Source organism: Bradyrhizobium australiense (assembly GCF_013114825.1).
Lineage (GTDB): Bacteria > Pseudomonadota > Alphaproteobacteria > Rhizobiales > Xanthobacteraceae > Bradyrhizobium > Bradyrhizobium australiense.
Window position 1 is genome coordinate 687,454 of the sequence record NZ_JAAVLX010000002.1, and the last position, 26,664, is coordinate 714,117.

General features: G+C 63.0%; 26 protein-coding genes. 16 read left to right on the forward strand and 10 right to left on the reverse strand.

The window, feature by feature from the left end:
* Positions 1–47 precede the first annotated feature (47 nt).
* The 7 genes from HCN58_RS06875 to HCN58_RS06905 all read left to right on the forward strand — a co-directional run bounded on the left by HCN58_RS06875 (position 48) and on the right by HCN58_RS06905 (position 8,433).
* Positions 48–1,601 (forward strand): ABC transporter substrate-binding protein, encoded by a 1,554-nt coding sequence (locus HCN58_RS06875; protein WP_171578568.1) that lies wholly within the window; start codon positions 48–50, stop codon positions 1,599–1,601.
* A gap of 73 nt (positions 1,602–1,674) precedes the next feature.
* Complete coding sequence (locus tag HCN58_RS06880) at positions 1,675–2,646, forward strand: ABC transporter permease (RefSeq protein ID WP_171578569.1); 972 nt, start codon at positions 1,675–1,677, stop codon at positions 2,644–2,646.
* Positions 2,643–3,482, forward strand: coding sequence for an ABC transporter permease (locus tag HCN58_RS06885; protein ID WP_171578570.1), 840 nt, complete (start codon positions 2,643–2,645; stop codon positions 3,480–3,482). The genes HCN58_RS06880 and HCN58_RS06885 overlap by 4 nt, the downstream gene beginning before the upstream one ends.
* A 2-nt stretch (positions 3,483–3,484) precedes the next feature.
* Entirely contained in the window at positions 3,485–5,092 is a 1,608-nt protein-coding gene (locus HCN58_RS06890; protein ID WP_171578571.1) for an ABC transporter ATP-binding protein, read from the forward strand.
* Positions 5,093–5,169: 77 nt separating this feature from the next.
* A complete protein-coding gene (locus tag HCN58_RS06895; protein WP_235983422.1) occupies positions 5,170–6,045 on the forward strand; it encodes a 2-hydroxyacid dehydrogenase in 876 nt (291 codons plus the stop codon).
* A 5-nt stretch (positions 6,046–6,050) separates the two neighbouring features.
* Entirely contained in the window at positions 6,051–7,136 is a 1,086-nt protein-coding gene (locus tag HCN58_RS06900; protein ID WP_210265883.1) for a phosphotransferase, read from the forward strand.
* Between the two features lie 4 nt (positions 7,137–7,140).
* Positions 7,141–8,433 (forward strand): aspartate aminotransferase family protein, encoded by a 1,293-nt coding sequence (locus HCN58_RS06905; protein ID WP_171578573.1) that lies wholly within the window; start codon positions 7,141–7,143, stop codon positions 8,431–8,433.
* Positions 8,434–8,730: 297 nt separating this feature from the next.
* Here HCN58_RS06905 and HCN58_RS06910 read toward each other — a convergent pair whose 3' ends face one another.
* The 3 genes from HCN58_RS06910 to HCN58_RS06920 are packed head-to-tail and all read right to left on the reverse strand — an operon-like array spanning position 8,731 to position 11,531.
* Positions 8,731–9,567 (reverse strand): SDR family NAD(P)-dependent oxidoreductase, encoded by an 837-nt coding sequence (locus HCN58_RS06910; RefSeq protein ID WP_171578574.1) that lies wholly within the window; start codon positions 9,565–9,567, stop codon positions 8,731–8,733.
* A 3-nt stretch (positions 9,568–9,570) separates the two neighbouring features.
* Positions 9,571–10,452 (reverse strand): alpha/beta fold hydrolase, encoded by an 882-nt coding sequence (locus HCN58_RS06915; protein WP_171578575.1) that lies wholly within the window; start codon positions 10,450–10,452, stop codon positions 9,571–9,573.
* A 29-nt stretch (positions 10,453–10,481) separates the two neighbouring features.
* Complete coding sequence (locus tag HCN58_RS06920; protein WP_171578576.1) at positions 10,482–11,531, reverse strand: hydroxyacid dehydrogenase; 1,050 nt, start codon at positions 11,529–11,531, stop codon at positions 10,482–10,484.
* A gap of 351 nt (positions 11,532–11,882) precedes the next feature.
* On the opposite strand from HCN58_RS06920, the gene HCN58_RS06925 reads away from it, so the two are divergent.
* The 3 genes from HCN58_RS06925 to HCN58_RS06935 all read left to right on the forward strand — a co-directional run bounded on the left by HCN58_RS06925 (position 11,883) and on the right by HCN58_RS06935 (position 13,618).
* On the forward strand, positions 11,883–12,437 hold the full coding sequence (locus HCN58_RS06925; RefSeq protein ID WP_171578577.1) for a thiamine pyrophosphate-binding protein: 555 nt from the start codon (positions 11,883–11,885) through the stop codon (positions 12,435–12,437).
* Positions 12,438–12,445: 8 nt separating this feature from the next.
* Positions 12,446–13,054, forward strand: coding sequence for a thiamine pyrophosphate-dependent enzyme (locus HCN58_RS06930; protein WP_171578578.1), 609 nt, complete (start codon positions 12,446–12,448; stop codon positions 13,052–13,054).
* A gap of 210 nt (positions 13,055–13,264) precedes the next feature.
* Positions 13,265–13,618 carry a VanZ family protein gene (locus tag HCN58_RS06935; protein ID WP_171578579.1) on the forward strand — a complete coding sequence of 118 codons (354 nt, stop codon included), beginning with the start codon at positions 13,265–13,267 and terminating at the stop codon, positions 13,616–13,618.
* 57 nt (positions 13,619–13,675) lie between these two features.
* On the opposite strand, the gene HCN58_RS06940 is transcribed toward HCN58_RS06935, so the two are convergent.
* The 4 genes from HCN58_RS06940 to gcl form a co-directional block, all read right to left on the reverse strand.
* Complete coding sequence (locus HCN58_RS06940; RefSeq protein ID WP_171578668.1) at positions 13,676–14,059, reverse strand: DUF1236 domain-containing protein; 384 nt, start codon at positions 14,057–14,059, stop codon at positions 13,676–13,678.
* A 130-nt stretch (positions 14,060–14,189) separates the two neighbouring features.
* Entirely contained in the window at positions 14,190–15,077 is an 888-nt protein-coding gene (locus HCN58_RS06945) for a 2-hydroxy-3-oxopropionate reductase (protein ID WP_171578580.1), read from the reverse strand.
* Between the two features lie 27 nt (positions 15,078–15,104).
* Complete coding sequence (gene hyi / locus HCN58_RS06950; RefSeq protein ID WP_171578581.1) at positions 15,105–15,890, reverse strand: hydroxypyruvate isomerase; 786 nt, start codon at positions 15,888–15,890, stop codon at positions 15,105–15,107.
* Between the two features lie 15 nt (positions 15,891–15,905).
* Complete coding sequence (gcl, locus tag HCN58_RS06955) at positions 15,906–17,705, reverse strand: glyoxylate carboligase (protein ID WP_171578582.1); 1,800 nt, start codon at positions 17,703–17,705, stop codon at positions 15,906–15,908.
* Here gcl and HCN58_RS06960 point away from each other — a divergent pair.
* The 4 genes from HCN58_RS06960 (at position 17,704) to HCN58_RS06975 (ending at position 19,398) form a co-directional block, all read left to right on the forward strand.
* Complete coding sequence (locus HCN58_RS06960; protein WP_171578583.1) at positions 17,704–17,946, forward strand: hypothetical protein; 243 nt, start codon at positions 17,704–17,706, stop codon at positions 17,944–17,946. The two genes, gcl and HCN58_RS06960, sit on opposite strands and share 2 nt — an antisense overlap.
* Before the next feature lie 95 nt (positions 17,947–18,041).
* Positions 18,042–18,401, forward strand: a complete 360-nt coding sequence (locus tag HCN58_RS06965) for a tetratricopeptide repeat protein (RefSeq protein WP_171578584.1) — start codon at positions 18,042–18,044, stop codon at positions 18,399–18,401.
* A 56-nt stretch (positions 18,402–18,457) separates the two neighbouring features.
* A complete protein-coding gene (locus tag HCN58_RS06970; RefSeq protein WP_171578585.1) occupies positions 18,458–19,120 on the forward strand; it encodes a tetratricopeptide repeat protein in 663 nt (220 codons plus the stop codon).
* A 23-nt stretch (positions 19,121–19,143) separates the two neighbouring features.
* On the forward strand, positions 19,144–19,398 hold the full coding sequence (locus HCN58_RS06975; RefSeq protein ID WP_171578586.1) for a hypothetical protein: 255 nt from the start codon (positions 19,144–19,146) through the stop codon (positions 19,396–19,398).
* A 27-nt stretch (positions 19,399–19,425) separates the two neighbouring features.
* Here the strand turns inward: HCN58_RS06975 and HCN58_RS06980 are convergent, their stop codons facing one another.
* The 3 genes from HCN58_RS06980 to HCN58_RS06990 form a co-directional block, all read right to left on the reverse strand.
* Positions 19,426–20,487, reverse strand: a complete 1,062-nt coding sequence (locus HCN58_RS06980; protein ID WP_171578587.1) for a ketopantoate reductase family protein — start codon at positions 20,485–20,487, stop codon at positions 19,426–19,428.
* A 209-nt stretch (positions 20,488–20,696) separates the two neighbouring features.
* Entirely contained in the window at positions 20,697–21,545 is an 849-nt protein-coding gene (locus tag HCN58_RS06985; protein WP_171578588.1) for an IclR family transcriptional regulator, read from the reverse strand.
* A gap of 197 nt (positions 21,546–21,742) precedes the next feature.
* On the reverse strand, positions 21,743–23,908 hold the full coding sequence (locus tag HCN58_RS06990; protein WP_171578589.1) for an acetate--CoA ligase family protein: 2,166 nt from the start codon (positions 23,906–23,908) through the stop codon (positions 21,743–21,745).
* Between the two features lie 218 nt (positions 23,909–24,126).
* Here HCN58_RS06990 and HCN58_RS06995 point away from each other — a divergent pair, with 218 nt between their 5' ends.
* Positions 24,127–24,822: a GntR family transcriptional regulator gene (locus HCN58_RS06995; protein WP_171578669.1), complete on the forward strand. Its 696-nt coding sequence runs from the start codon at positions 24,127–24,129 to the stop codon at positions 24,820–24,822.
* A gap of 66 nt (positions 24,823–24,888) precedes the next feature.
* Positions 24,889–26,619, forward strand: coding sequence for an oxalyl-CoA decarboxylase (gene oxc / locus HCN58_RS07000; RefSeq protein WP_171578590.1), 1,731 nt, complete (start codon positions 24,889–24,891; stop codon positions 26,617–26,619).
* Positions 26,620–26,664 lie beyond the last annotated feature (45 nt).

Sequence of the window (26,664 nt, forward strand, 5' to 3'; positions counted from 1 at the left end):
CGCCAATTTGAGAGCGCCGAAGTCCCTTTTCTTTAACGAGGTATGCGATGTCCAAGCGTAAGATTTTGATGAGCCTCGCCACGATGTGTGTCTTGAGCACCGCGGCAGTGGCCGAAGGGCCGAAGCCAGGCGGCGTGGTCAATGCCGTCATTCAGCCGGAGCCTCCCAGCCTGATGATGGGTCTGGTGCAGAATGGCCCGACGCAGATGGTGGCCGGCAATATCTATGAAGGCCTGCTGCGCTACAGCCCCAAGCTCGATCCCCTCCCCGGCCTCGCCGAGACCTGGTCAGTCAGCGAGGACGGCAGGGTCTACACGTTTAAACTCGTCAAGGGCGTGACCTGGCATGACGGCAAGCCGTTCACCTCAGCCGACGTCCTGTTCTCGATCGAATTCCTGAAGCAGACCCATGCGCGCGCCCGCGGCAATCTCGTGCAGCTCGACAAGGTCGAAGCGCCGGATGAGTCGACCGTTGTCTTCACGCTGAAGCAGCCCTTCGGCCCCTTCATCGGCATCTTCGAAGTCGGCTCGCTGCCGATGATTCCGAAACACATTTACGAAGGCACCAATTTCAAGACCAATCCGGCCAACAACACGCCTGTTGGCACCGGCCCCTTCATGTTCAAGGAATGGCAGAAGGGCTCGTTCATCCGCCTGGTCAAGAATCCGAACTACCACGTCAAGGGCAAGCCGAATATCGACGAGATCTATTGGAACGTCATCCCCGACGCGGCCGCGCGGTCGGTTGCGTACGAGACCGGCAAGGTCGACGTGCTGCCCGGCGGCTCGGTGGAAAATTTCGACGTGCCGCGCTTGAGCAAACTCAAGAACACCTGCGTCACCGGCGCAGGCTGGGAATTCTTCAGCCCGCATTCCTGGCTCTGGCTCAACAACCGCTCAGGTCCGACCGCCAACAAGAAATTCCGTCAGGCGCTGATGTTCGCGATCGACCGCAATATGGCAAAGGACGTGGTCTGGAACGGCCTCGGCAAGGTCGCGACCGGTCCGTCCGGCTCGGCCATCAAGTACTATACCAGCGCGGTGCCGAAATACGATTACGATCCGGCCAAGGCGAAGGCCCTGCTCAAGGAAGCCGGCTATAACGGCGAGAAAGTCCGCATGCTGCCGCTGCCCTATGGCGAGACCTGGCAGCGCTGGGCCGAAATGGTTCGCCAGAACCTTCAGGACGTCGGGATCAATGTCGAGATGATCGCGACCGATGTCCCCGGCTGGAACCAGAAGGTTTCCGAGTGGGACTACGACATCGCCTTTACCTATCTCTATCAGTACGGTGATCCCGCGCTCGGCGTCGGCCGCAACTATGTCTCCAGCCAGATCGCCAAGGGCTCGCCGTTCAACAACGTCGAAGGCTATTCGAATTCCGAGATCGACAAGCTGTTCGCCGATGGCGCGGTCGCCTTCCCCGACTCTGCACGCGAAGAGATCTACGCCAAGGCGCAGAAGATTCTGGTCGAGGACGTGCCTGTCGCGTGGATGCTCGAACTGCAATTCCCGACGATCACCCGCTGCAGCGTCAAGAACCTGATCACGACCGGCATCGGTGTGAACGACGGTTTCCGCGACGCCTGGATCGAGAAGTAATCCCGCCACTCGCCGGGCGCCAGGCCTCAGGTCTGACGCCCGGATACCGCGTCTCCAACGGAAGCGACAGCCCATGATCTCCTTCATCGCCCAGCGGATCGCGAAGGCCATCATCGTCCTTCTCGCCCTCGTCGTTCTCAACTTCTTCCTGATCCGGATGGCGCCCGGCGATCCGGCGGTGGTGATGGCGGGCGAAGCCGGCGCGGGCGACCAGCTCTTCATCGTCCAGTTGCGCGAGAAGTTCGGCCTCGACCAACCGCTGCCGGTGCAACTGTTTCTCTATGTCAAAGGCATTCTCAGCCTCGATCTCGGATTCTCGTTTCGCCAGCAGATGCCAGTCTCGACGCTGATCCTGCAACGGCTGCCGGCAACGCTGCTGCTGACGGGGACCGCGTTCGCGATCTCGCTCGCCTTCGGCATCCTGTTCGGCGCATTGGCGGCGCGCTTTGCCGGCACCTGGGCCGACACCGCGATCACGGTGGCGGCACTGATCTTCTATGCGACGCCGCTGTTCTGGGTCGCGCTGATGGCGATCCTGCTGTTTTCGGTGGCGATGGATTGGCTGCCGAGTTTTGGCTACGAGACCGTCGGTGCAGGCTATACCGGCCTTACGCATGTGTTCGATGTCGCCGCCCATCTGATCCTGCCGGCGACGACCATCGGCCTGTTTTTCATGGCGACCTATGCCCGCATGACCCGCGCCTCGATGCTCGAGGTCGGCAGGCTCGATTTCGTCAAGACTGCGCGGGCCAAGGGCCTGTCCGACACCGTGATCCAGCGCCGTCATGTGCTGCGCAACGCGCTGTTGCCGGTAGTCACGCTCGCCGGCCTGCAGGCCGGCACGCTGGTCGGCGGTGCGGTGCTGACCGAGACCGTGTTCGCCTGGCCCGGCATCGGCCGCCTGATGTACGAGGCGCTGCTGCAGCGCGATTACAATCTGCTGCTCGGCGTCTTCGTCGTGTGCTCGGCGATGGTGCTGGCCTTCAACCTGATCACGGACCTCGTCTATCGCTCCGTCGATCCCCGCATCGAGTTTGCCGCATGAGACAGGTTTGGCGAGTGCTGTTGCGCAACCCCGGCGGCATGATCGGCATCGCGATCCTCATCGTTGCGGTGACTGTCGCCCTGATTGGCCCGTTGCTGTTTCCGACCTCCCCCTGGCGCATGGTGCAGCGGCCTTTCCTGCCGCCGTTCACGCTTGCCGGCTTTCCGCTCGGCACCGACGCGCTCGGCCGCGACGTCATGGCCGGCATCATCTACGGCGCGCGCGTCTCGCTGCTGGTCGGCCTCATTTCGACGTTGGCCTCGCTCGCGGTCGGCATACCGCTCGGTGCGGTGGCCGGGTATTTCGGCGGCAGGATCGACGATGCCCTGATGCGCTTCACCGAGTTCTTCCAGACCGTTCCGAGCTTTGCGCTGGCGATCGTCCTTGTCGCCATCATGCAACCGTCCATCGTCTCGATCGTTTCAGCCATCGCCATCGTGAGTTGGCCGCCGGTAGCGCGGCTGGTGCGCGGCGAAGTGCTGTCGTTGCGCACGCGCGAATACGTCCAGGCCGCCGTCGTTACCGGCCAAACCAATTGGTGGATCATCTGGCGCGAGATCCTGCCGAATGCGCTCTCTCCCGTCATTGTGCTGGCCTCGCTGATGGTTGCGACCGCCATCCTGCTGGAATCCTCGCTCTCCTTTCTCGGCCTCGGCGATCCCAACCTGATGTCGTGGGGCTACATGGTCGGTGCCGGCCGCACTGTCATACGCCAAGCCTGGTGGATCACAGTATTTCCGGGCATCGCCATTCTCGTTTCGGTGCTGGCGCTGAACCTGATCGGCGAAGGCCTCAACGACGCGCTCAATCCGCGCCTCGCCAAAGGGGGGCGCTGAGCATGACCGTCGCCATCAAGAACCTGAAACTGGCGCTGCCGCCCGGCGGCGACCGCGCTTACGCAGTGGATGATGTCTCGTTCGAACTATCAGCCGGCAAAATCCTGTGCGTGGTCGGCGAATCCGGCTCCGGCAAGTCGATGTGCGCCCATGCGCTGATGGGCCTGCTACCGGAAACGGTGACGCCGGAATCCGGAGAGATTCGGTTCGAAGGAAAGAACGTGCTGGCGCTCAGCCCGACGGAATGGCTGGCGCTGCGCGGCCGCGACATTGCCATGGTGTTCCAGGAGCCGATGACCGCGCTAAATCCGCTGATGCGGATCGGCGACCAGATCGCCGAGATGTTCGAGGCGCATGGCCTATTGACGCCGAAGGAGCGCCGGCAAAAAGCCCTCGCTTTGATCCGCGAAGTCGGCCTGCCCGATCCCGAGCGCGCGGTGCGCGCCTATCCCCATCAGCTATCCGGCGGCCAGCGCCAGCGCGCCATGATCGCGATGGCGCTGGCGCTCGAGCCGGCCGTGCTGGTGGCAGATGAGCCGACGACGGCGCTCGACGTCACGACGCAAGCGCAGATCCTCAAGCTGATCCGCGACCTGCAGCGCCGCCGCAATATGGCCGTCATGTTCATCACCCATGACTTTGGCGTCGTCGCCGAGATTGCCGATCGCGTGGTCGTGCTTCAGCACGGCAAGGTCGTCGAACAAGGCACCGCCGACGACGTGCTGCTCCGCGCGCAACATCCCTATACCCGCGCATTGCTGGCCGCCGTTCCAACCCTGCAGCCCCCGCAGCGGGTGTCCCTGCTCGACCGCAGCAAGGCGGTGGAAGTGATCGGCCTCGGCAAGACCTATGTTAGCGGCGGCGGATGGTTCCGCAGCGAGCGGCGCGTGCAAGCAGCAAAGGAAGTCAGCTTCGACATTTTTCGTGGCGAGACGCTCGGTCTGGTCGGCGAATCCGGTTCCGGAAAATCGTCCGTCGCGAGGCTCGTTATGCGCCTGATCGAACCAGATGCCGGCACTGTCCGCATCGGCGACGTCGACCTCACCAAGATCGGCGGAAAGGCGTTGCGCGAACAGCGCCGCCGCATCCAGATGGTGTTTCAGGACCCGTTCGCCTCGCTCAATCCGCGCCGGAAAGTCGGCCACATCATCACCGATGGGCCGATTGCGCACGGCGTCGATCCGGCGGCGGCACGCAAGCGCGCCGGCGAGTTGCTCAGCCTCGTCGGGCTGAATGCCGGCGCGATGGAGCGTTTCCCGCACGAATTCTCCGGCGGACAGCGACAGCGCATCGGAATCGCCCGCGCTCTGGCGCTCGATCCGGAAATCCTCGTCGCTGACGAAGCCGTCTCCGCGCTCGACGTGTCCGTTCAGGCGCAGGTTCTGGACCTGCTCGAAGACTTGAAGGCCCGCCTTGGCCTGTCGATGCTGTTCATCACCCACGACCTGCGCGTGGCCGCGCAGATCTGCGACCGCATCGCCGTGATGCAGCACGGCACGATCGTCGAGCTAAAATCCGCATCGCTCCTGTTCGCGGCCCCCGAGCACGCTTACACCCGCGAGTTGCTCTCCGCCGTGCCCGGACAAACGTCGTCATCCAAAGCTGCATGAGCAGGGCTGCTTGAACCATGCGTTGTGTTCTCGTCAGCAAGAGCCTCGATCTTCGCGGCTATCTCGGCCCGCAATTCATGCGCGCCGCCGACCGCATCGAAATCGTCAGCCACCCCCACGAAGGCCCGGCAACGGACGTGCGGCTGGCGGTGGCCTGGCACCCGCCGGATGACGCATTCGATCACTACCCGAATCTGCAGGCCGTCTGCTCGATCGGCGCCGGCGTCGACAATATTCTGGCGTGCCCCAGCCTGCGCCCCGATATTGAGGTGATCCGCGTCGTTGACCCGGCGCAGGCCCAGATGATGTCGGGCTTCGTTGCCTGGCACGTGATCGGACATCAGCGGCGCTTTGCGACTTATCAGGCGCAGCAACGTGAGGCGCAGTGGCAACGTCTCGGCCTGCGCCGGGCGCAAGACGTGCCGGTTGGCATTTTGGGCTTTGGCGAGATCGGACGCCGGGTCGCCGCCGATCTCGCTCTGCTTGGTTTCGCTGTCATGGCGTGGAGCCGTACCGCGAAGCCGGCGCCGCAGGGCGTCCGCGGTTTCGACGGCGCCGCAGGCCTCGAGGCCATGCTCGGCCAGACCGAAGTCCTCGTGAACCTGTTGCCGCTGACGCCGGAGACCAGGGGCATCCTCAACCGCAAAACGTTCGCCCGAATGTATCGCGGCGGCTACCTGATCCAGGTCGGCCGCGGCGAGCATCTGGTCGACGCCGACCTGCTCGCGGCGCTGGAGGACGGGCAACTGGCCGGCGCCGCACTCGATGTCTTCGCAACCGAGCCCCTGGCGCCGCGCCATCCGTTCTGGCGGCACCCGCGCATCGTCGTCACGCCGCACGATGCCTGCGAGGTGCGCGTGGAAGCGATCGGCGCGACGTTTCGTGCGACCGCGGAAGCGATACGGGCCGGCCGCCGGCCGCCGCACTCCATCGACCGCGAACGGGGCTATTGAGCGCGATGACGCAAACCGATCTTGTCGCGCCGGGCTCCGCCCCTGCGAATGCCACCGCGCATCCGATCGACGGCCTCCGCGCCGCGTCCGCCGTTTTGGAAGCGCTCGCCCAAAGATTGGCGGCCGAGCACTACGGCCTGATCGCTGCCGTGCACCGGCTCGACAGCGAGCGGGACCAAAATTTTCGGCTGCGCTCACTGAGCGGCCAGGAACATGTCCTGAAGATCGCCAACCCCGCAGAAGACCGCGCCGTGACCAATCTGCAGACGGAGGCCCTGCTCCATCTGGCGGCTGTAGACCCCGATCTGCCGGTCCCGCGCATCTTTCCGGCGCGAAACGGCATGACTGAACTTGATATTGCGTTCGACGACGGTTCGATCAGGGTCGTTCGCCTGCTGTCCTTTCTGGCGGGAACTCCGATGCACGCGGTCGAAACATCCGCCGAGCTGCGGCGCAGCCTCGGCCGCTGCGCGGCACGGCTGGCGCGGGGCCTTTCCGATTTCAGCCATTGCGGCGCCAATCATAAACTGCTGTGGGACCTGCAGCACGCCGCCGAACTGTATCAGTTGATCGACGCTGTCCCGAGCGAGCGGCGCGGCCTGGTCGAGCACGTTCTCGGCGGTTTCGAAACCAGCGCCCTTCCGATGCTTCGACACTTGCCCAGCCAGCCCGTCCATAACGATCTCAATCCGCACAATGTGGTCGTAGACCACGAAACCCACACGGGTGTTGCCGGGATTATCGATTTTGGCGATCTCACCCATACCGCCCGGATCAATGACCTCGCGATTACGGCCGCGTATCAGGTTGCCGATACCGACGATCCGCTTGCGACGGCCTGCGATATGATCGCGGCTTACCACGCCGTACTGCCGCTCCAACCGGCTGAACTGGATGTGCTGTTTGACCTGATCGCCACGCGCATGGCCATGACGGTCGTGATCAGCAGTTGGCGGGCCGCCCGCTATCCTGCTAACCGGGAATACATACTACGCAACAATGCCGCGGCCTGGGCGCGGCTGCGCCGGATGGCGGCGCTGTCGCGAGACCAGGCGAGACTTCAGATCCAGCGCGCCTGCCATGGAGAGTAAGGACATGACCGCCGCCGACGAGGCCGCGTCGACACGAAACCTGATCGCGCGTCGCAATCGCCTGCTCGGTCCGGCCTACCGGCTGTTCTACGAACAGCCGGTACAATTCGTCCGCGGCGAAGGCGTCTGGCTCTACGATGCAGCCGGTGATCGCTATCTCGACGCTTACAACAACGTGGCGTCCGTCGGGCACTGCCATCCGCACGTCGTGCAGGCGATTGCGCGGCAGGCAGCGGCCCTCAACACGCATACGCGCTATCTGCACGAGACCGTTCTCGACTTCGCGGAACGGCTGCTGGCGACGTTTCCGTCCGAGATCGGCCACGTCATGTTCACCTGCACCGGCAGCGAGGCCAACGACCTCGCCTTGCGGGTGGCGCGAACCTGCACCGGCGGCACCGGATTCATCGTCACGGCAAACGCCTATCATGGCGTGACCAGCGCGCTCACGGAGTTATCTCCCTCGCTTGGTCATCCACTGCAGGAAGGAAGTCACGCGCGACTGATACCGGCGCCGGGTTCGGGAGACGGTACCGGCGAAGTGTTTGCGCAGCACGTCAGCGACGCGCTGGACGACATGAGGTACAGCGGAATTCGGCCGGCAGCACTTCTGGTCGATACCATTTTCTCCAGCGATGGCGTGTTCGCCGACCCGCCCGGTTTCCTGCGCCCGGCGGTTGAGGCCGCACGTGCGGCCGGCGCGCTGTTCATCGCCGACGAGGTGCAGCCCGGCTTCGGTCGCTGCGGCAGCCACATGTGGGGTTTTGCGCGCCACGGCCTCGTCCCCGATCTCGTCACCATGGGCAAGCCGATGGGAAACGGCCATCCGGTCGCCGGCATGGCCGCGCGTCCGGAACTTCTGGCGGAGTTCGGCCGAAGGTCGCGCTACTTCAACACCTTCGGCGGCAACCCGGTTTCCGCCGCGGCCGGCATTGCGGTGCTCGACGTGATCGCTTCAGAAGGATTGATGGAGAACGCGCAACGCACCGGCGCATATCTGGTCGAGCTGCTCAGCGAGTTGCAGGCACGGCATGAGTTGATTGCCGAGATACGCGGCGCCGGCCTGTTCGTCGGCGTCGAACTGCGGCATGGCGGCGCTATGGGAACGCCCGCCACCACTGAAGCCGCGCGCATCGTAAACTTGCTGCGCGAACGGCGCGTGCTGATCAGTTCGGCCGGCCCGCACGGTAACGTGCTCAAGATCCGGCCGCCACTGGTCTTCGGAAAAGAGCATGCCGACCTGCTGGTCGATACGCTCGATCAGGCTCTGGCGGAATTAAGCGTGGCGGCGGAGTAGAAGGGCGCGCCTCAAGCGCCGGCAGCCGGCAGGCTGGCGGCCGCGATGGCCACGATCTGGGAAAGCCGGCGGCCGATCCGGGAGGACGCGCTGCTCAGCAATGAACGAACCTGTCGCATCTCTTGATCTTCCATATGCGCCGGGGGCTAGGCGCACAGGGAAAATGGTCCCAAGCCGCTAACTAGTCGAGATGTCAGGGAAAATAGCAACGCCCACTTCGTCTGGAAGCCGGCCGGCAGTGAAATTATTGCCGCGATCAGGCCGCCCACGAATGAAATTTTCTCCCGGATTCTGACCTCATAGCCCGGTGATGCCGCTGTCGACCGCCAGCGTCTGGGCATTAATGTAGACGCTCTCCTCGGAAATGAAGAACAGCGCGGCATAGGCCACTTCCCAGCCGGTCGCCATCCGCCCGAATGGCACGCCCTCAGCGCTTCGCGACGGCCGACCGGCGCTGGCGTGGCGGCCGAGCGGCGTGTCAACCAGCCCGGGACAAATGGTGTTGGCACGTATGCCGCGCCTCGCACCTTCCCTCGCCACATTGCGCATCAGGCCGCCGAGCGCCGCTTTCGACGCATCATAGGCAGCCAGTCCCGAGCCGGAACGAAGTGCCGCGATCGACGAGATGAACAAAATCGAAGATCCGTCGGCGATATGCTTGAGCGCCTTGCGGCAGCAAAGCATCGGACCGGTCAGATTGACCGCAAATGTCTCGTTCCACTCCCTGAGATCGACCCCGTCCAGATCAAGCGACCCGAGCCCGATGCCGACATTGAGCACCATGCCGTCAAAGCCGCCGAGCCCCTCGATCGCCTCATCGATCATCCTGATGACATCGGCTTCATGCGCGATGTTGGCTTCGATCGAAAATGCGCGGCCGCCCTCGGCCGCAATGCGCGACACAGTATCGTCGGCACTGGCGCGGTTCATATCCGCAACCGCGACGTGGGCACCTTCCCGCGCAAACAGCAGCGACATCGCCCGGCCGTTGCCAACCGGATCGGTGGCGGCGTCGAACGTCCGCTGGCCGCCGCCGACGACCAGAATCTGGCGGCCCTGAAGGCGCCCGCGGCCCGGCGCTTCACCTGCGGACTCCGGGCTTAGCTGGCGGACATAGCGAATCTTGTCGGACATTTTTCATCCCATCCGTGCTTGAGCCGGCTGCGGCGCATCGAGAAACCGTCGCAGCGACGCCAGAACCACATCGAGCCGGTCATGGTGCAGCCAGTGGCCAGCGCCCGTGATCTTCTGCAGTTCGGCTTGCCTGAAATGCGCGAGCAGGCCGGCAGCTTCGGGATCGGGGAGAAAGCTTTCGTCGCCCCACATCAACAGCGTTGGACAGGCGATGCGCGACCACAAGTCGATGTAGTCCTCCGGCAACAGCCGGTATGGCGCCCTCGCCCGCTGATAATGGTCGAACTTCCAGCGATAGAGGTCGTCGGCACCTTTCCGAACGCCATGGCTGGCAAGATGAAGCGCCAGCGCCGGCGTCAGCCGCTTGTTGCGCGCGGACAGCCGCTTCGCCGCTTCCTCAATCGTCCGGAACGTGCTCTCTTGATGCTCCGAGATGCGGTCGAGCTGATCGATCCAGCGCAACATCTGCTCGGCGATCGGCGCAGGCTGCGAGCCCGACAGGAACGCACCATCCAGCACGATCAGACGCGATACCCTTTCGGGATAAGTGCCGGCATAGGCCAACGCGACCATGCCACCCATCGAGTGGCCGACAATCGCCGCCTCCTGTAGCGCCGCAAAGCGCATCAGCCGGGTGAGATCATAGACGTTGTCGGTCAGACTGTAGCTGCTTCCCTTCGCCCATTCGGAATTGCCGTGCCCGCGCAGGTCCGGCGCCATGACATGGAAGTGGGGCTGCAGTGCCTGCGCGATCGCGTCCCAACTACGGCAGTGGTCGAGCCCGCCATGAATCAGAATCAAAGGCGGCGCGGTTTCGTTGCCCCAGTCGACATAGTGCAACCGCAGCCCCTGGGAATCGTAAAATCGATGTTCCGGTTTGGCCATCGTGGATCGTCCCTCGCGGAGGTGATGGCCTATTTCGGGGCAAATCCGAATGTCCGCTCGAAGCGCTTGGCGTAGTCGGGCCACACCTCGGGATTGACGATGCGCGGCGGCCGCTTGCCATCGAGCGCATCGAGAATCTGCTCGGCGGCGATCCGGCCCATGTTGATGCGCGCTTCCTTGGTTACGCCCGCCGTGTGCGGGCTCGCCAGCACATTATCGAACTGCAGCAGCGGATGCTCCGGCGGCGGCGGCTCCTTGTCCCAGACGTCGAGGCCGGCGCCCGCAATGCGTCTGTCGCGCAACGCCTCGTACAGCGCTTCCTCATCGTGAATGAAGCCGCGCGCCGTGGTGATGAAAAATGCGTGCGGCTGCATCAGCGCGAACTCGCGCGCGCCGATCATGCGGCGATTGTCTTTGGTCAGCGGACAGGAAATCGAAACGAAATCCGAGCGGCGCATCAGATCGTGAAGCTCGACCTTTTCGCCGCCGCGGGCGGCGATCTCTTCCGCGGGCAGAAAGGGGTCGTAAGCGATCACTTTCATATGCAGCAGGCCCTTGCAGAGCTCGGCGATGCGTCGGCCGACATTGCCGATTCCGACGATGCCCACCGTCTTGCCCTGCACCTCATTGCCGATCAGCGCGTTCCGATTGACGTTGGCTTGGCGGCGCAGCGCGCGGTCGGCTTCGAGGATGCGTTTGGACAGCGTCAGCATCATGCCCAGCGCATGTTCGGCGACCGAATTGGCGTTTCCGCCGGACTGGTTGACGACGAGCACGCCGGCCGCCGTGCAGGCATCGACGTCGACAGGATCGAAGCCCGCGCCATTCGAGGAGACGATCAGGAGGTGCGGCGCCCGCCGCAGCAGGTCCCGGTCGACGTGAAAGTGCCTGGCGATCTCGTCGCGCGCCGCGCCGACCTGGTAGGCATGTGCCGCCGACAAGATCGGCGCTGCGATCGTATCCGGGCTGTCGTTTTCCAGCCGGTCGAGCCGCACGTCGGCGCGGCTTTTTAGGATATCGACATAGATTTCGTGGGCGAGATATTTGACATAGAACACGCGCTTGTTGTTGACGGTCATTTTCCTTGGCAACTTTCAGTTCGGGAAACCGTAGAGCTTGGCGGGATAGTGGGATGGCCGCTCGCGACCTCGATCAGGGTGCGAGCCTCGGCGAAAATACGGGCCATGTGGCGGCCGCGCCCGCAGTGACGGCTAGCGCAGCCGTTACCGCAGCAGTCCGGATATATCTGGCCATCGCCCCTCCCGATCGATGCTTTTCTTGTTATCTCACATCGTCGCATACCGAGTGTAGCGCCGCGAGGCGCAGAGCCGGATACGATCGGGACATGTTGACAATCCCGCCGATGGCGTCAAGTTTCGCCGCTCCAGGGATGAGCGCGAACGAAGATGTCGCGGGTAAAGGAGACCAAAATGGCGGTTGCGGAGGAAAAAACCTCGCCCGAAACCTCTGAGAAGAGCTGGCACGGCATCCTGCTGCAAACCCTCAAGCGCAACGACATCCGCCTCGTCCCCTACGTGCCCGACCGCGTCCTGACGACGCTGATCAGGAACCTGAACGCCGATCCCTTCTTCACAACCTTCCCCACCGCGCGCGAGGAGGAAGCGGTCGGCATCGTCTCCGGCGCCTGGATGGGCGGCGTGCGCGGTGCGGTGCTGATGCAGACTTCCGGATTTGCCACTTTGGCGAACGTGCTGGCGTCGCTGGCCGTTCCCTACCAGATCCCGCTGATCATGTTTGTGTCCGAACGCGGCACGCTCGGCGAATTCAACTACGGCCAGTCGCTGGTATGCCGCACCATGCGCCCGGTGCTGGATTCGCTCGCCATGGAGCATCACACCATCACCCGACTGGATGAACTGGAATTCATCGTCGACCGCTCGATCAAGCAGGCCATCACCACGCAGGCGCCGGTGGCGCTGATCCTCTCGCCGCTGTTGACCGGCGGCAAGGTCTTCGACAAGTGAGCGATCCCATGAACAGCGAAAACCCGGCCCGCAACACCAAGGTCATGAACCGCTTCGATCTCACCTCGCGGCTGATGGCGAAATTGAAGAACGAGGAAGCCGTGATCGGCGGCATCGGCAACACCAATTTCGACCTGTGGGCCGCCGGCCACCGGCCGCAGAATTTCTATATGCTCGGCAGCATGGGGCTTGCCTTCCCGATAGCGCTCGGCGTCGCGCTGGCGCAACCGGAACGCCGCGTGTTCGCGCTCGAAGGCGACGGCTCGCTGTTGATGCAACTGGGATCGCTTTCGACGATCGCAACGCTCAAGCCGAAAAACCTCACCATGGTGGTGATGGACAACGGCATCTACCAGATCACCGGCGCGCAGCCGACGCCGGCTGCAGCCGCAGCCGACCTCGTTGCCATCGCGGTCGCGAGCGGCCTCACCAACAGCAGCTGGGCGGCGGACGAAGACGATTTCGAGCGCCTGATCGAGCAGTCCATGTCGGCCGCAGGCCCGGCGCTGATCGGGGTGCGCATCGACGACAAGCCGGGCGTCGGCACCACCCGCCGCGATCCCGTGCAAATCCGGGAGCGCTTCATGCACGGTATAGGCGTACGGGACCCGCTCTGAAACCGGCAACCGTCATTCCGGGACGATGCGAAGCATCGAACTATGGTGCGCAATTGCGTACCAGAGAATCCCGAGATTCTCAGGGACGCAAGGGCACCCCTTAGTTCGCCCTTCGGGCACCCCGGAATGGCGCGCTCGGCAAATTAACCACAGGCATTGGCACTCCGGGTGCATGGACTTTCGGCACGTAATTTGTGCTATGCCGTCCCGATGACGATCATCCTTCGACTTATCGCGTGGGGCCTTGCCGTCGCCATCGCCTTCGCGACGCTCGGGCCGGCCGAACAACGGCCACACTTGAACCTCGGTCAAAACGGCGAGCATGCGCTCGCTTTTGCACTGCTGGGACTGGCTTTCGGACTGGCTCACTCGCGCAACCGGTTGCATACGGCGGCCTTCATCGTCGCCTTCACCGGCTTAATCGAAATCCTGCAGTTCTGGGCGCCGGACCGGCACGCGCGCCTGGAGGACTTTGCGGTCGACGCGCTCGCGGCATCCCTCGGACTTGCGGCTGCTGCTGTTCTCGACTGGAAGATCAGGCGATCGCGCCATAGTGCATTCTGACACGAAATCCTCGCGGGACGATGTCCCGCGAGGATGTCTTGGCAAAAGCTGCGTTCGTTAGTCGAGGATCCTTACAATCCGGCGCGTGCGCGGTTCGACAATCACGCGGCGATCATTGACGACCGCATAGCGGTATTCGGTGTGCCGCGGCACCGTGCGCAGTTCGACGGTCGGCGGCAGCGGCTCGCCTACTGCCACCCGTTCACGAACCACAACAGAACGGTCGCGCGGGACCGAATTGATCACGGCGTTCGGAATTTCCACGGCCGCGCCGACCGCGGCACCCACGGTGCCGCCGACGATCGCGCCGACCGGGCCAGCGGCTTCACCGCCCCTCGCGGCGCCTTCCGCTGCACCTTGCGCCGTCGTTGATTGAGCAAATGCCGCGCCAGAGGTGAGCAACGAAGCAGCAATCAGTGAAATTGCCAAACGATTATTCATCACATCCTCCAGTAAATTGATGATGTGTCTCAACCACGGAAGGCGTGAGAAAGTTCCGGTTCCAATGCGGCAGCAAAAAGGGCCGCGCCAATATATCGGCGCGGTTCCAGTCACAGGGAGTCACAAGAGATCAGGCTTTCGCGATTTCGTGGCTTGCCATCATTTCGAGTGCGCGCGCCATTCCGGAGTGGTCCCATGCCTTGCCGCCATGGGCGATGCAGGAGCTGAACAATTGCTGAGCCAGCGCCGTGCTCGGCAAGGAAAGGCCGAGCGCACGCGCGCCCTCGAGCGCCAGATTGAGATCCTTCTGGTGCAGCTCGATGCGAAAGCCCGGTTCGAAGTTGCGCTTCACCATGCGCTCGCCATGCACTTCGAGAATCCGCGACGACGCAAAGCCGCCCATCAGCGCCTTGCGCACCAGCGCTGGATCCGCACCGGCCTTCGATGCAAACAACAGCGCCTCGCCGACTGCCTCGATCGTCAGCGCCACGATGATCTGGTTGGCGACCTTGGTGGTCTGCCCGTCGCCATTGGCGCCAACGAGGGTGACGTTCTTGCCCATCTTGTCGAACACCGGCTTCATCGCGTTGAACGCGCGCTCCGGTCCGCCGACCATGATGGTCAGGCTCGCCGCCTTGGCGCCGACTTCGCCGCCGGAAACCGGTGCATCGAGATAATCGGCGCCGAGCGCCTCGACCTTCTTCGCAAACTCCTTGGTGGCGAGCGGCGAGATCGAACTCATGTCGACGACGATCTGGCCCTTCGAGAGCCCCTCGGCGACGCCGCCCGGACCGAACAAGACCGCCTCCACATGCGGCGTATCAGGCACCATGATGATCACGACGTCCGACTGCTCGGCGACCTCCTTGCCCGATTTGCAGACCACGCCGCCCGCAGCAACCAGCTCCGGTGCAATCGGCGAGACATCGTGCAGGAACAGGCGATGCCCGGCCGTCTGCAGATGGCCCGCCATCGGGCGCCCCATGGTGCCGAGGCCGATAAAGCCGATATCGATCATTTCAACTCCCCTTATTTTGCTTCTTGTTCAGGTGTCCGCCGTGAGCGCGGCGTGCCAACCGAGGCCCTCGACTGTCGTCGTCCTCGGCTTGTATTCGCAGCCGATCCAGCCGCGATAACCAATAGCGTCGAGATGGCGGAACAGGAAGGGATAGTTGATTTCGCCGGTGCCGGGTTCATTGCGGCCGGGGTTATCGGCAAGCTGCACATGAGCGATGCGCGGCAGATGCTTCTGCAGGGTCCGTGCAATGTCACCCTCCATCACCTGCATGTGGTAGATGTCGTACTGCACGAACAAATTGCTCGAGCGTACGTCGGCAATTAGCTGAAGCGCCTGTGCGGTCTTGTTCAGAAAGAAGCCGGGAATATCGATCGTATTGATCGGCTCGATCAGAAGCTTGATCTGCTCCTTGGCGAGCGCATCCGCCGCGAAGCGAAGATTACCTATCAATGTCTCGTTGAGATCGGTCGCATCGGCACCGTCAGGCGCGATGCCGACGAGGCAGTTGAGCTGGCGACATTCGAGCGCCTTGGCGTAGTCGATGGCGCGTCCGACGCCATCGCGAAACTCCTGCACCCTGTCTGGCAGGATGGCGATGCCACGCTCGCCGGCTCCCCAGTTTCCCGCTGGGAGATTGTGCAGCACCTGGGTCAAGCCGTGCTGGTGCAATTGCTCGCGCAGCTCGGCCTTGTCGAAATCATACGGGAATAGATATTCCACCCCGTTAAATCCTGCGGCCTTGGCGGCGGCGAAGCGATCGAGGAACGGCTGTTCGCCGAACAGCATCGTGAGATTAGCGGCAAATTTCGGCACGGTCAGATTCTCCCCTTAAGCCGGCAGCAGCTTGCCGGATTGCGAAACGCTCGATTTGACCGGCGTGTCGTCCAGCGGCAGATCGAGCACCTCCTCGAACTCGATGATGTTGTCGATCTCGGTGCCCATCGAAATGTTGGTAACCCGCTCGAGAATGAACTCGACCACGACAGGCACCTCGAATTCCGCCATCCACTCGCGCGCGGTCGCGAACGCGGCCTGCGCATGGTTTGGATCGGTGACGCGGATCGCCTTGCAACCGAGGCCCTCGACGACCGCGATGTGGTCGACGCCATAGACGCCGAGCTCGGGCGCGTTGATGTTCTCGAAGGAAAGCTGGACATGGTAGTCCATGTCGAAGCCGCGCTGCGCCTGACGGATCAACCCGAGATAGGAATTGTTCACGACGACGTGGATGTAGGGCAACTTGAACTGCGCGCCGACCGCGAGCTCCTCGATCAGGAACTGGAAGTCATAATCGCCGGACAACGCGACAATCTGGCGCGACGGATCGGCGGCGCGAACGCCGAGCGCGGCGGGAAGTGTCCAGCCGAGCGGACCGGCCTGCCCCGCATTGATCCAGTTGCGCGGACGGTAGACGCCCAAAAACTGCGCGCCGGCGATCTGCGACAGCCCTATCACGCTGACATAACAAGTGTCGCGTCCGAATGCCTTGCTCATCTCTTCATAGACCCGCTGCGGCTTGATCGGGATGTCGTCGAAATGGCTCTTGCGCAGCATCGTGCGCTTGCGGTCCTGGCAGGCCGCCGGCCACGCCTGCCGCTCTCTCAGCTTGCCGGCTTTCCGCCACTCCCTGGCAACGGCGACGAACAATTCCAGCGCCGCCCTGGCGTCGGAGACGATGCCGAAATCCGGGTTGAACACGCGCCCGATCTGCGTCGGCTCGATATCGACGTGCACAAACTTGCGACCCTTGGTGTAGGTCTCGATCGAACCGGTATGCCGGTTGGCCCAGCGGTTGCCGATGCCGAGCACGAAGTCGGATTGCAGCATGGTTGCGTTGCCGTAGCGGTGGCTGGTCTGCAAGCCGACCATGCCGGCCATCAGCACGTGATCGTCGGGGATGGCGCCCCACCCCATCAGCGTCGGCACCACGGGAACGTTGACGGTCTCGGCGAATGCCACCAAAAGCTCGGAGGCATCGGCATTGATGACGCCGCCGCCCGCCACGATGAGCGGCCGTTCCGCCGCGTTGAGCATGTCGAGCGCCTTCTCGATCTGCTTGCGCGTCGCCGCCGGCTTGTAGACCGGCAGCGGCTCATAGGTCTCATCGTCGAATTCGATCTCGGCAAGCTGCACGTCGAGCGGCAGGTCGATCAGCACAGGTCCCGGACGGCCCGAACGCATGATGTGGAACGCCTGGCTGAACACGCGCGGCACCAGCGCCGGCTCGCGCACGGTGACCGCCCATTTCGTCACAGGCTTGGCGATGGATTCGATATCGATCGCCTGAAAGTCTTCCTTGTAGAGCCGCGCGCGCGGCGCTTGGCCTGTGATGCACAGGATCGGGATCGAGTCCGCAATCGCCGAATAAAGCCCGGTGATCATGTCGGTGCCGGCCGGCCCCGAGGTGCCGATGCAGACGCCGATATTGCCGGCCTTGGCGCGGGTATAGCCTTCGGCCATGTGGGAGGCGCCCTCGACATGGCGCGCCAGGATGTGCCCGATCGAGCCATGCTTCTTCAGCGCGGAGTAGAGGGGATTGATCGCCGCGCCCGGCACGCCGAAGGCGATGGTGACTCCTTCCTTTTCCAGGATCCGCACAGCCGCATCGATCGCCCGCATCTTCGCCATGTTGCGCCTCGCTCAAACAGTGTTGGCTCTGGCGGCGATCTTCGCGGCGGCGAGATGCAATCTCAACGCGGGCGATTTTATTTCCCGCGGAATGGAAGGGAGTGATGAAAGCCGAAATAAATCAGTTGGTTGCCGTCATCGCGGCATGGAACGCCGCAAACCTAAGAGATATCGCTGGATAGACAAGCTAACTGTTTTGTTTGGCAACAATACATCCTATCGTTGCATCAGGGTCGGCTGAAGAAATTGCGAATGTTTTGGTTTGGAAGTGGTGGAGGGGTCCGTTCATACGCGGACACAAGGTTATGGCGCTCGCATCGCTGGCATTCCCACCAAATGCCTCCACTCGGGCAACTCGCCGCGCTGTCGGCATGTTTGACCATCCTGGGTGGAACGGGGGAGCGCGCCCGGGCGGAGGAGCCGCTGTCAGGCAAAATCCTTTCGGCCTGCCGCGTTCCGCCGCGCGCAGCGTTCGGGGAAATCCGAAAGCCATCGCCCGAAACCAAGAAAGGCTACACCTTCATCCTGGCCGCAACCCGCTTCAAGTTCACGGCCGATTACGACCGCGCCGTCGAACAGATTGATGAGGCCATCAAAGCCGATCCAGCAAACCCGCGTTTCTATTCCGAGCGAGGCGTCGCCCGCGAGGCCACCATCAGTTCAGGGAAGCCGTTGAGGACCTCGATCATGCAATAAGCCTCGATCCCGGCTCCTCTGTCGCCTTTCTCGAACGATGGGGGCTCTACGCGGGTATGAGCGAATTCGGCCATGCCATCGAAAATTACGACGAAGCCTTCAAGCTCTTTCCCGCCAATGCCCGTGGCTACCTGCTTCGCGGTATTGTCTACCTCGACAAACGCGAATACGACCGGGCAATCGAGGATTTCGACCAGTCGATCAAATTGGATCCGCTCTGCCCGTCCGACTTCAATGCACGAGGCTTCGCCTACGATCTGAAAGGCCAGCGTGATCGCGCCACGGCAGACTACGACCGGGCGATTGAACTTGATCCGGATCCTGGGAACGCCACTGCATTCTTACGTCAGGCCACCTCCTTCCAGGCAAAACGTGATTATGACCGCGCCATCCAAGACCTTGGACAAGCGTTGGAACTCGAGCCCAGAAATGCCCGCGCACTAAACAACCGCTGTTTCATCCGTGCAATCGCCGGCGCATTCGACAGCGCCCTCGCCGGTTGCAATGAGGCATCACTGATACGACCTCGCGATCCCAGCCTTCTCGATAGCCGCGCACTTGCCTATCTCAGGAAAGGATTGCTCGACGACTCCCTCGCCGACTATCTCTTTGCCATCTATCAGGCAACCGGCGAAATCCAGCTAAAGGAAGCGGCGGAAATGTTCGCCGTCGTCAATGCAGCCAACCTGCTGCCACTCTATCCCCTCGACGCGGACTGATTCTCAATACTCTTATCGGCTCGGTGAGCCGGCAGTCCGCACTGGTCACGGGCTGGATCGGGGTACTGCTCGGTCTCGGCCTGGGGGTATATTTGCAATCATTCCTGATCGGGATTCCCCTTTTGCTGTTTGCCCTGCAGCGCTATCTCACGAGCAGCCAAACTGTCGAGCTCGAACGATTGTCGATCAGAAGCGGAATAGCCCTGACCATTGCTACGATCGCGACCTTCGGCCTCTATGTTTTCGTCATCGCGGCAATTCACCACGTTCGCTTCTGACAACGATTGCCGGGCACCGAGCCGCCTTCAATTCATCCGAAGTTCCGTGATGTGTCGCGGATCGGGGCTCAGCTCACCGCGCTCGACGCGCTTGACGATGTCGGTCAGCGCGGCATTTGCGGTGCAGGAAAGGCCGAGCTTCTCGCCCTCCCGCACCACAAAGCCGTTGAGGAATTCGATCTCGGTGCGACGGCCCTTCTGCATGTCCTGGCCCATCGAAGGGCGCTGCTGCGACGAGGTACGCTTGGAGTCCTTGAAGCGCTGCTCGTCACAGACCCGCATCGCGGCCTCATCGCCCTCGCCGGCCCGCGCGATCGCGTCGGGCGGCAGGTGCAAAATCTCTTCCAGTTGGTAGCCGTGTGCCTGCCCGACCCGGATCGCTTCGCTGCCGAGCCGGGTGGAGAACCGGCGCAGCGGCTCGCTTTGCAAAATTGCTCCGCCCGGCAGGCCGGTGCAGGCGGAGAGCCCGTTGCCCATGACGTTGGCGACCAGTTTCGACCAGCGCTCGCCCCAGAGATTCTCCGTCACCTTGGCGCTGTCGGAATAGCCGACCAGGCGACAAACTTCCTCCGCCCGCGGCGTGATACGGCCGTGCACTTCGCCGGCGCGGAACACCGTGTGCGCCGCGCCGCCCTTGCCGGCGTCGCGGTGGATGTGGCCGGGCTCTGGCAGATTGACTGTAATGCTGCTGGCGATGCAGCCCAGCGTCTTACCCCAGCCGACGATGCCGGCGATCGTCTCCTCGTTCATGCAGTTCTGCAGCGACACGACATAGCCGTCCGGCGCCAGATATTGCTGGATCAGCATGGTCGCCCAGGCCGTGTCGTAGGACTTCATGCAGACGAAGGCGATGTCGACCGGTTTTTCCTTGGCGAGCTGCTGCGCATCCGTTACGTGGAGCGCGCGTACGGGAACCGAGAATTCCGCGACGTCCATGGCGTGGGTGACGCGCAGGCCGTGCTTTCGCATGTGCTCGACATGCTCGGGCCAGGGATCGATGAAGGTGACGTCCTCCCCCGCCTGCGCCATGTGGGCGCCGGCGTACCCGCCGACGGCGCCAGCTCCGACGATCGCGATTTTCCGGCCCATGCTTCCCCCTGAGTCTTCTTGCGAGAAAGGACACAACCGCGTGCGCGTGTCCGTTGGAGGGCAGTCTAGCGGATCGGAGCAGCCCGCCAACCGGCCGCCTTGTACCAAAAGCGGAGCCGTGCCATGCCGTTAATCATGGATTGCTTCGCGGAGCCTGTCATCGGGCGCGCCTTCGCGCGACCCGTTGGCTCTCAGCGACGTGGAGAGACTCAGGCCGATTTCGCCGCGGGCATCACGCCACCGAGCGCTACCGTCAGCTCCGCCGCCACCTCGCGCACAGTCTGCCCCAGCATCGGCAACCGCTCGTCGGTCAGGCGGCTGGTCATACCGGAGACGGAAATCGCCGCCAAGGGCTCGGCGCAGTCGTTGTAGACCACGGCGGCAATGCAGCGCAGGCCCATGCAGGCCTCCTCGTCGTCGATCGCAAAACCCCGGCGGCGGATTTTTTCGAGTTCCTTGAACAAGTCGCCCGGGCGTACGATCGATTTTTCCGTCAACCGCGGCATCCCGTGATGATGGATGATCGCGCTGACGTCCTCGTTGGAATAGGTCGCCAGCACCGCCTTGCCGACGCCGGAGGCGACCATGGCGACGCGGCCGCCGACCTTGGTCAGCGAACGCATGATCTCGCGGCTTTCCATGCGGGTCAGCACGATGATGAATTCATCGTCGACGACGGCGAGATTGGCGGTCTCGCGCGTCAGGTCGCGCAGCTTGCGCAAGTAAGGCACCGCCTGCGCCGAAAAATTGCGGCGGCGGGCGAAGGTTGCCCCCACCGTGAAGGCGCGCGCGCCGACATGCCATTTCGATTCCGTGCGGTCGAACTGCACGAAGCGGCGGTTTTCCAGCGTCCCTAGCAGGCGATGCACGGTCGAGGTCGACAGCCCGGTGCGGATCGCGAGATCGCTCAAACGATAGCCTTCGTCATCTTCAGCCAGTGTTTCAATGATGGAGAGAGCGCGATCGACTGACTGGACGCCGCCGTCGCGGGCAGTCTCTTCCTGGTCTGCGTTGGGTTTCGGCTCGATCGCCTTGCGCCGGACCACGTCTCTCTTCATCGCGACCTGCATTCATCAGTCAGACAAAAGCGCTAGCCGACTCCCTCGCCCCGCTCTTGCGGGGAGAGGGTTGGGGTGAGGGGCAGCCTCCGCAAATTCGAAAGATGGGAGCAAGCGGAGGGCCCCCTCGCCCGGATCGCATGTGACGATGCGATCCGACCTCTCCCCGCAAGCGGGGCGAGGTGACTCACCCGTCGTTACAGCAGGCCCGCGCCGCGCGCCCACTTGTATTTCGCGCCCAGCACCTCGACCGGCAGTTCGGTCGAATAGGCATAGGCCGGGATGCCGTTCTGGTAGAGATATTCGGCGGCCTCTTCGACCTCGACGTCGCCGGCGAGCGAGGCGACGATCGGCTTGACGAAGCCCTTGGCCTCCATCTCCTTCTTCACCTCGACCATGTTGCGGGCGAACACCATCGGCGGGGTGACGATCGTGTGCCAGTAGCCGAGGATCAGCGCGTGGATGCGCTCATCCGACAGGCCGAGCTTGACCGTGTTGACATAGGTGATCGGCGGCTCGCCGCCGGTGATATCCACAGGATTTCCGGCCGCGCCGAACGGCGGGATGAATTTTCGGAACGCGGCATCGAGGTCCGGCGGCATCGTCATCAGCGACAGGCCGTTATCCACAACCGAATCCGACAGCAGCACGCCCGAGCCACCGGCGCCGGTGATGATCAGCACGTTCTCGCCCTTCGGCGTCGGCAGCACCGGCACTCCGCGGGCGAATTCGAGCAATTGCCGCAAGCTGCGGGCGCGGATCACGCCAGACTGCTTGAACACGTCCTCGTAGATCTTGTCGTTGCCGGCGAGCGCGCCGGTATGCGACGAGGCAGCCTTCGCGCCGGCCGACGTGCGGCCGGCCTTGAGCACGATCACCGGCTTTTTCTTGGAGACGCGCTTGGCGGCCTCCGCAAAGGCACGGCCGTCCTTCAGGTCTTCGCAGTGCTGGGCGATCAGATTGGTGTTCGGATCCTGCTCGAAGAACGCCAGCAGATCGTCTTCGTCGATATCGGACTTGTTGCCGAGACCGACGATCGCGGAAACGCCCATCTTCGCCGAACGCGAAAAACCGATGATCGCCATGCCGATACCGCCGGACTGCGACGACAGCGCCGCGTGGCCCTTGACGTCATAGGCTGTGCAGAACGTGGCGCAGAGATTGGCCGGCGTATAATAGAAGCCGTAGATGTTCGGCCCCATCAGGCGGATGTTGTACTTCTTGCCGACCTCGACGATCTCGGCCTGCAATTCCGGCGCGCCGGCTTCGGCAAAGCCCGACGGAATCAGAACGGCGCCGGGAATTTTCTTCTCGCCGCACTCGGCGAGCGCACCTGCGACGAATTTTGCAGGAATAGCGAACACCGCGGTGTCGATCACGCCGGGCACGTCCTTGACGCTCTTGTAGGCCTTGTAACCCAGGATGTCGTCGGCCTTCGGGTGGATCGGACAGATCTCGCCCTTGTAGCCGCCATTGATCAGGTTCTTCATCACGGAGTTGCCGATCTTGCCGTCCTCGGCGGAAGCGCCGATCACCGCAACGCCCTTCGGCTGCATGATGCGGTTCATGGCCGCCACGATTTCTTCGGTCGGGCGCGGCGCCGGGCGCGGCTTGTAGTCGAAATCGACGACGATGCGCACGTCAGCGGCAATCGCGTCCTTCTTGGTGGCGAACACCGGATTGAGATCGAGTTCGACGATTTCGGGGAAGTCGCTGACGAGTTGCGACACTTTGACAATGACGTCCGCCAGCGCGTCGCGGCTGACCGGATCGCCGCCGCGAACGCCCTTCAGCATGTCATGGGCCTGGATGCCGTCGAGCATCGACAGGGCATCATCCTTGGTGGCGGGCGCGAGGCGGAAGGTAATGTCTTTCAGTACCTCGACCAGCACGCCGCCGAGGCCGAACGCCACCAGCTTGCCGAACGAGCCGTCGGTGATGGAGCCGACAATGACTTCGGTGCCGCCGGCCAGCATCTGCTGGACCTGGATGCCCTCAATCTTGGCGTCGGCCTTATACTTCTTCGCATTGGCGAGAATGGTCTCATAGGCCTTCTCGGCATCGGCCGCGGTCCTGACCCCGACCACCACGCCGCCGGCTTCGGTCTTGTGGAGAATGTCCGGCGAGACGATCTTCATCACCACCGGGAAGCCCATGCTGGATGCGATCTTGGACGCATCAGCGGCAGACTTGGCCACGCCCTCTTTCGGAACCGGAATGCCATAGGCATCGCACACCAGCTTGCCTTCCGGCGCGGTGAGGCTGGTGCGCTTCTCAGCCTTCACCGTAGCGAGCACCCGGCGGACAGCCTCTTGGGCGCTCGGCTCGGCGATCTTGCGGGCCGCATCTGCAGAATTTGACATTGGCTTCCTCCTGGGGCTAATTTATGGCATTTGGTATGCCAGAGATTGGATTGTCAAGACAAACTATCGCGCAGAAACAGCGAAAACACGGGCATCTTGACATCCTGGTATTTGGTATGCCAAAAATATTCGGGTGTTTCTTCTGCTAAGAAGACGTCTCCAAAACAGGGAGGAGACGAGTCGTGCCCGCACCTAAACAAACCAAGGCGCCGCCTGTCATGGCAGATGCAGATATCGCAATCGTCCGGATTGCGCCTGAGACGAGCTTCAAGAACAAGGCTTATGAGGCCTTGAAGGAAGCTATTCTCAAAATGGACATTTATGCGACGCCCGAGCAGGTGATGCTCGACGAGCGCGCGTTGTCCGAGCGTCTCGGCGTCAGCCGCACCCCCATTCGCGAAGCCATCGCGATGCTGGAACAGGATGGCTTCGTCAAAACCGTGCCGCGCCGCGGCATCGTAGTGGTCCGGCGCACCAAGACCGAGATCGTCGACATGATCCGCGCCTGGGCCGCGCTCGAGAGCATGGCCGCGCGCCTGATCACGACCACCGCGCGCAAGAAGGACATCACCGCGCTGCGCGATTTCTTCAAGGATTTTGGCAAGGACCGGCTGCCGCAGGATCATGTCGAGGAATACTCCAAGGCCAACATTGCGTTCCATCAGGCGCTGATCTCGCTTTCGGAATCGCCCGTCCTGGTCGATTTGACCAACGATCTCCTGCTTCATGTGCGCGGTTACCGGCAACTCACCATCGGGCGGAAGGATCGTACTGCGACCTCGCTACCCGAACATCTCGGCATCATCGAAGCGCTGGAGGCGCGCGACACGGAACTTGCCGAGAAGCGCGCGCGCGACCACACGCTGGGCCTTGCCGCCTACGTTGAAGCGCACGGGCAGGAACTTTTTACGTAACACGAACTTCGCAACAGAAGACGACGAAAACTCGTCCGAACCAAAACGATCAGGGAGATGAAGCCCATGCTGAATACCGCGACCAAGTCCGAAGCACCGGGCACCGAGCAAGAGCTGACGGATGGCTTTCATCTCGTCATCGATGCGCTCAAGCTCAACGGCATCAACACTATCTATAATGTGCCGGGCATCCCGATCACGGATTTGGGCCGCATGGCGCAGGCCGCCGGTATTCGCGTGATCTCCTTCCGCCACGAACAGAACGCCGGTTATGCCGCGGGCATCGCCGGCTTCCTGACCAAGAAGCCTGGCGTCTGCCTCACCGTGTCGGCGCCCGGCTTCCTGAACGGACTCACGGCGCTCGCCCACGCCACCACCAATTGCTACCCGATGATCCTGATTTCGGGTTCGTCCGAGCGCGAGATCGTCGACCTCCAGCAGGGCGATTATGAAGAGATGGATCAGCTCGCGATCGCAAAGCCGCTGTGCAAGGCGGCCTATCGCGTGCTGCACGCCCAGGACATCGGCATCGGTCTTGCCCGCGCGATCCGCGCCGCCGTCTCGGGCCGTCCCGGCGGCGTCTATCTCGATTTGCCCGCCAAGCTGTTCGGGCAAGTCATGAATGCCGACGCTGGCCAGCGGTCGCTGGTGAAGGTAATCGACGCGGCGCCGGCGCAGATCCCCGCCCCTGCCTCGGTCAAGCGCGCGCTCGATGTGCTCAGAAGCGCGAAGCGTCCCCTCATCATCCTGGGCAAAGGCGCGGCCTACGCGCAAGCCGACGAGGAAATCCGCCGCTTTGTCGAGAAGAGCGGCGTACCCTTCCTGCCGATGAGCATGGCCAAGGGCCTCCTGCCTGACACGCATCCGCAGTGTGCCGGTGCGGCCCGCTCCACTGTCCTTAAAGAATCCGATGTCGTGATGTTGATCGGCGCGCGGCTTAACTGGCTGCTCTCGCACGGCAAGGGCAAGACCTGGGGCGAAGCGCCCAAGAAATTCATCCAGGTTGACATCGAGCCAAGGGAAATGGACTCCAACGTCGAGATCGTCGCTCCCGTGGTCGGCGATATCGGCTCCTGCGTCTCCGCATTCGTTCAGGCCATGGGCTCTGGCTGGAGCGCCCCGCCCGCCGACTGGACCAAGGCGGTGCAGTCGAAGCGCGAGGAGAACGTCGCCAAGATGGCGCCGAAGCTGATGAACAACAAGTCGCCGATGGATTATCACGGCGCGCTCGGCGTGCTGAAGAACGTCATCAAGGAGCGTCCCGACGCCATCCTCGTCAACGAAGGCGCCAACACGCTCGACCTCGCCCGCGGCGTCATCGACATGTACAAGCCGCGCAAGCGTCTCGACGTCGGCACCTGGGGCGTGATGGGCATCGGTATGGGCCAGGCGATTGCGGCCGCGCTCGAGACCGGCAACCCCGTCCTCGCGGTAGAAGGCGACAGCGCCTTCGGCTTCTCCGGCATGGAGGTCGAGACGATCTGCCGCTACAATTTGCCGATCTGCGTCGTCATCTTCAACAATGACGGCATCTATCGCGGCACCGACGTGAACAACACCAACTCCGATCCGGCGACCACCGTGTTCGTGAAGGGCGCGCGCTACGACAAGATGATGGAAGCCTTCGGCGGCGTCGGCGTCAACGCCACCTCGCCCGACGAGTTGAAGCGCGCCGTCAACGAGGCGATGGATTCCGGCAAGCCGACGCTGATCAATGCCGTGATCGATCCGGCGGCCGGTTCCGAGAGCGGCCGTATCGGCAACCTCAACCCGCAAAGCGTTCTGAAAAAGAAATAACCGCCCTTCGATCCATTTCGTCCTGCAGTGCAGGGCAGACAGACA

Bases quoted from the DNA above. Each gene is read 5' to 3' on its own strand.
- HCN58_RS06985 (WP_171578588.1), bottom strand. From the start codon at position 21,545: ATGAAGAGAGACGTGGTCCGGCGCAAGGCGATCGAGCCGAAACCCAAC.
- HCN58_RS06980 (WP_171578587.1), bottom strand. From the start codon at position 20,487: ATGGGCCGGAAAATCGCGATCGTCGGAGCTGGCGCCGTCGGCGGGTAC.
- HCN58_RS06940 (WP_171578668.1), bottom strand. From the start codon at position 14,059: ATGAATAATCGTTTGGCAATTTCACTGATTGCTGCTTCGTTGCTCACC.
- HCN58_RS06925 (WP_171578577.1), top strand. From the start codon at position 11,883: ATGGCGGTTGCGGAGGAAAAAACCTCGCCCGAAACCTCTGAGAAGAGC.
- HCN58_RS06885 (WP_171578570.1), top strand. From the start codon at position 2,643: ATGAGACAGGTTTGGCGAGTGCTGTTGCGCAACCCCGGCGGCATGATC.
- HCN58_RS06965 (WP_171578584.1), top strand. From the start codon at position 18,042: ATGCCTCCACTCGGGCAACTCGCCGCGCTGTCGGCATGTTTGACCATC.
- HCN58_RS06995 (WP_171578669.1), top strand. From the start codon at position 24,127: ATGGCAGATGCAGATATCGCAATCGTCCGGATTGCGCCTGAGACGAGC.
- oxc (WP_171578590.1), top strand. From the start codon at position 24,889: ATGCTGAATACCGCGACCAAGTCCGAAGCACCGGGCACCGAGCAAGAG.
- HCN58_RS06875 (WP_171578568.1), top strand. From the start codon at position 48: ATGTCCAAGCGTAAGATTTTGATGAGCCTCGCCACGATGTGTGTCTTG.
- HCN58_RS06960 (WP_171578583.1), top strand. From the start codon at position 17,704: ATGTTGCGCCTCGCTCAAACAGTGTTGGCTCTGGCGGCGATCTTCGCG.
- HCN58_RS06915 (WP_171578575.1), bottom strand. From the start codon at position 10,452: ATGGCCAAACCGGAACATCGATTTTACGATTCCCAGGGGCTGCGGTTG.
- HCN58_RS06945 (WP_171578580.1), bottom strand. From the start codon at position 15,077: ATGATCGATATCGGCTTTATCGGCCTCGGCACCATGGGGCGCCCGATG.
- gcl (WP_171578582.1), bottom strand. From the start codon at position 17,705: ATGGCGAAGATGCGGGCGATCGATGCGGCTGTGCGGATCCTGGAAAAG.
- HCN58_RS06890 (WP_171578571.1), top strand. From the start codon at position 3,485: ATGACCGTCGCCATCAAGAACCTGAAACTGGCGCTGCCGCCCGGCGGC.
- HCN58_RS06880 (WP_171578569.1), top strand. From the start codon at position 1,675: ATGATCTCCTTCATCGCCCAGCGGATCGCGAAGGCCATCATCGTCCTT.
- HCN58_RS06910 (WP_171578574.1), bottom strand. From the start codon at position 9,567: ATGTCCGACAAGATTCGCTATGTCCGCCAGCTAAGCCCGGAGTCCGCA.
- HCN58_RS06895 (WP_235983422.1), top strand. From the start codon at position 5,170: ATGCGCGCCGCCGACCGCATCGAAATCGTCAGCCACCCCCACGAAGGC.
- HCN58_RS06990 (WP_171578589.1), bottom strand. From the start codon at position 23,908: ATGTCAAATTCTGCAGATGCGGCCCGCAAGATCGCCGAGCCGAGCGCC.
- HCN58_RS06970 (WP_171578585.1), top strand. From the start codon at position 18,458: ATGAGCGAATTCGGCCATGCCATCGAAAATTACGACGAAGCCTTCAAG.
- HCN58_RS06905 (WP_171578573.1), top strand. From the start codon at position 7,141: ATGACCGCCGCCGACGAGGCCGCGTCGACACGAAACCTGATCGCGCGT.
- HCN58_RS06930 (WP_171578578.1), top strand. From the start codon at position 12,446: ATGAACAGCGAAAACCCGGCCCGCAACACCAAGGTCATGAACCGCTTC.
- HCN58_RS06935 (WP_171578579.1), top strand. From the start codon at position 13,265: ATGACGATCATCCTTCGACTTATCGCGTGGGGCCTTGCCGTCGCCATC.
- HCN58_RS06900 (WP_210265883.1), top strand. From the start codon at position 6,051: ATGACGCAAACCGATCTTGTCGCGCCGGGCTCCGCCCCTGCGAATGCC.
- HCN58_RS06920 (WP_171578576.1), bottom strand. From the start codon at position 11,531: ATGACCGTCAACAACAAGCGCGTGTTCTATGTCAAATATCTCGCCCAC.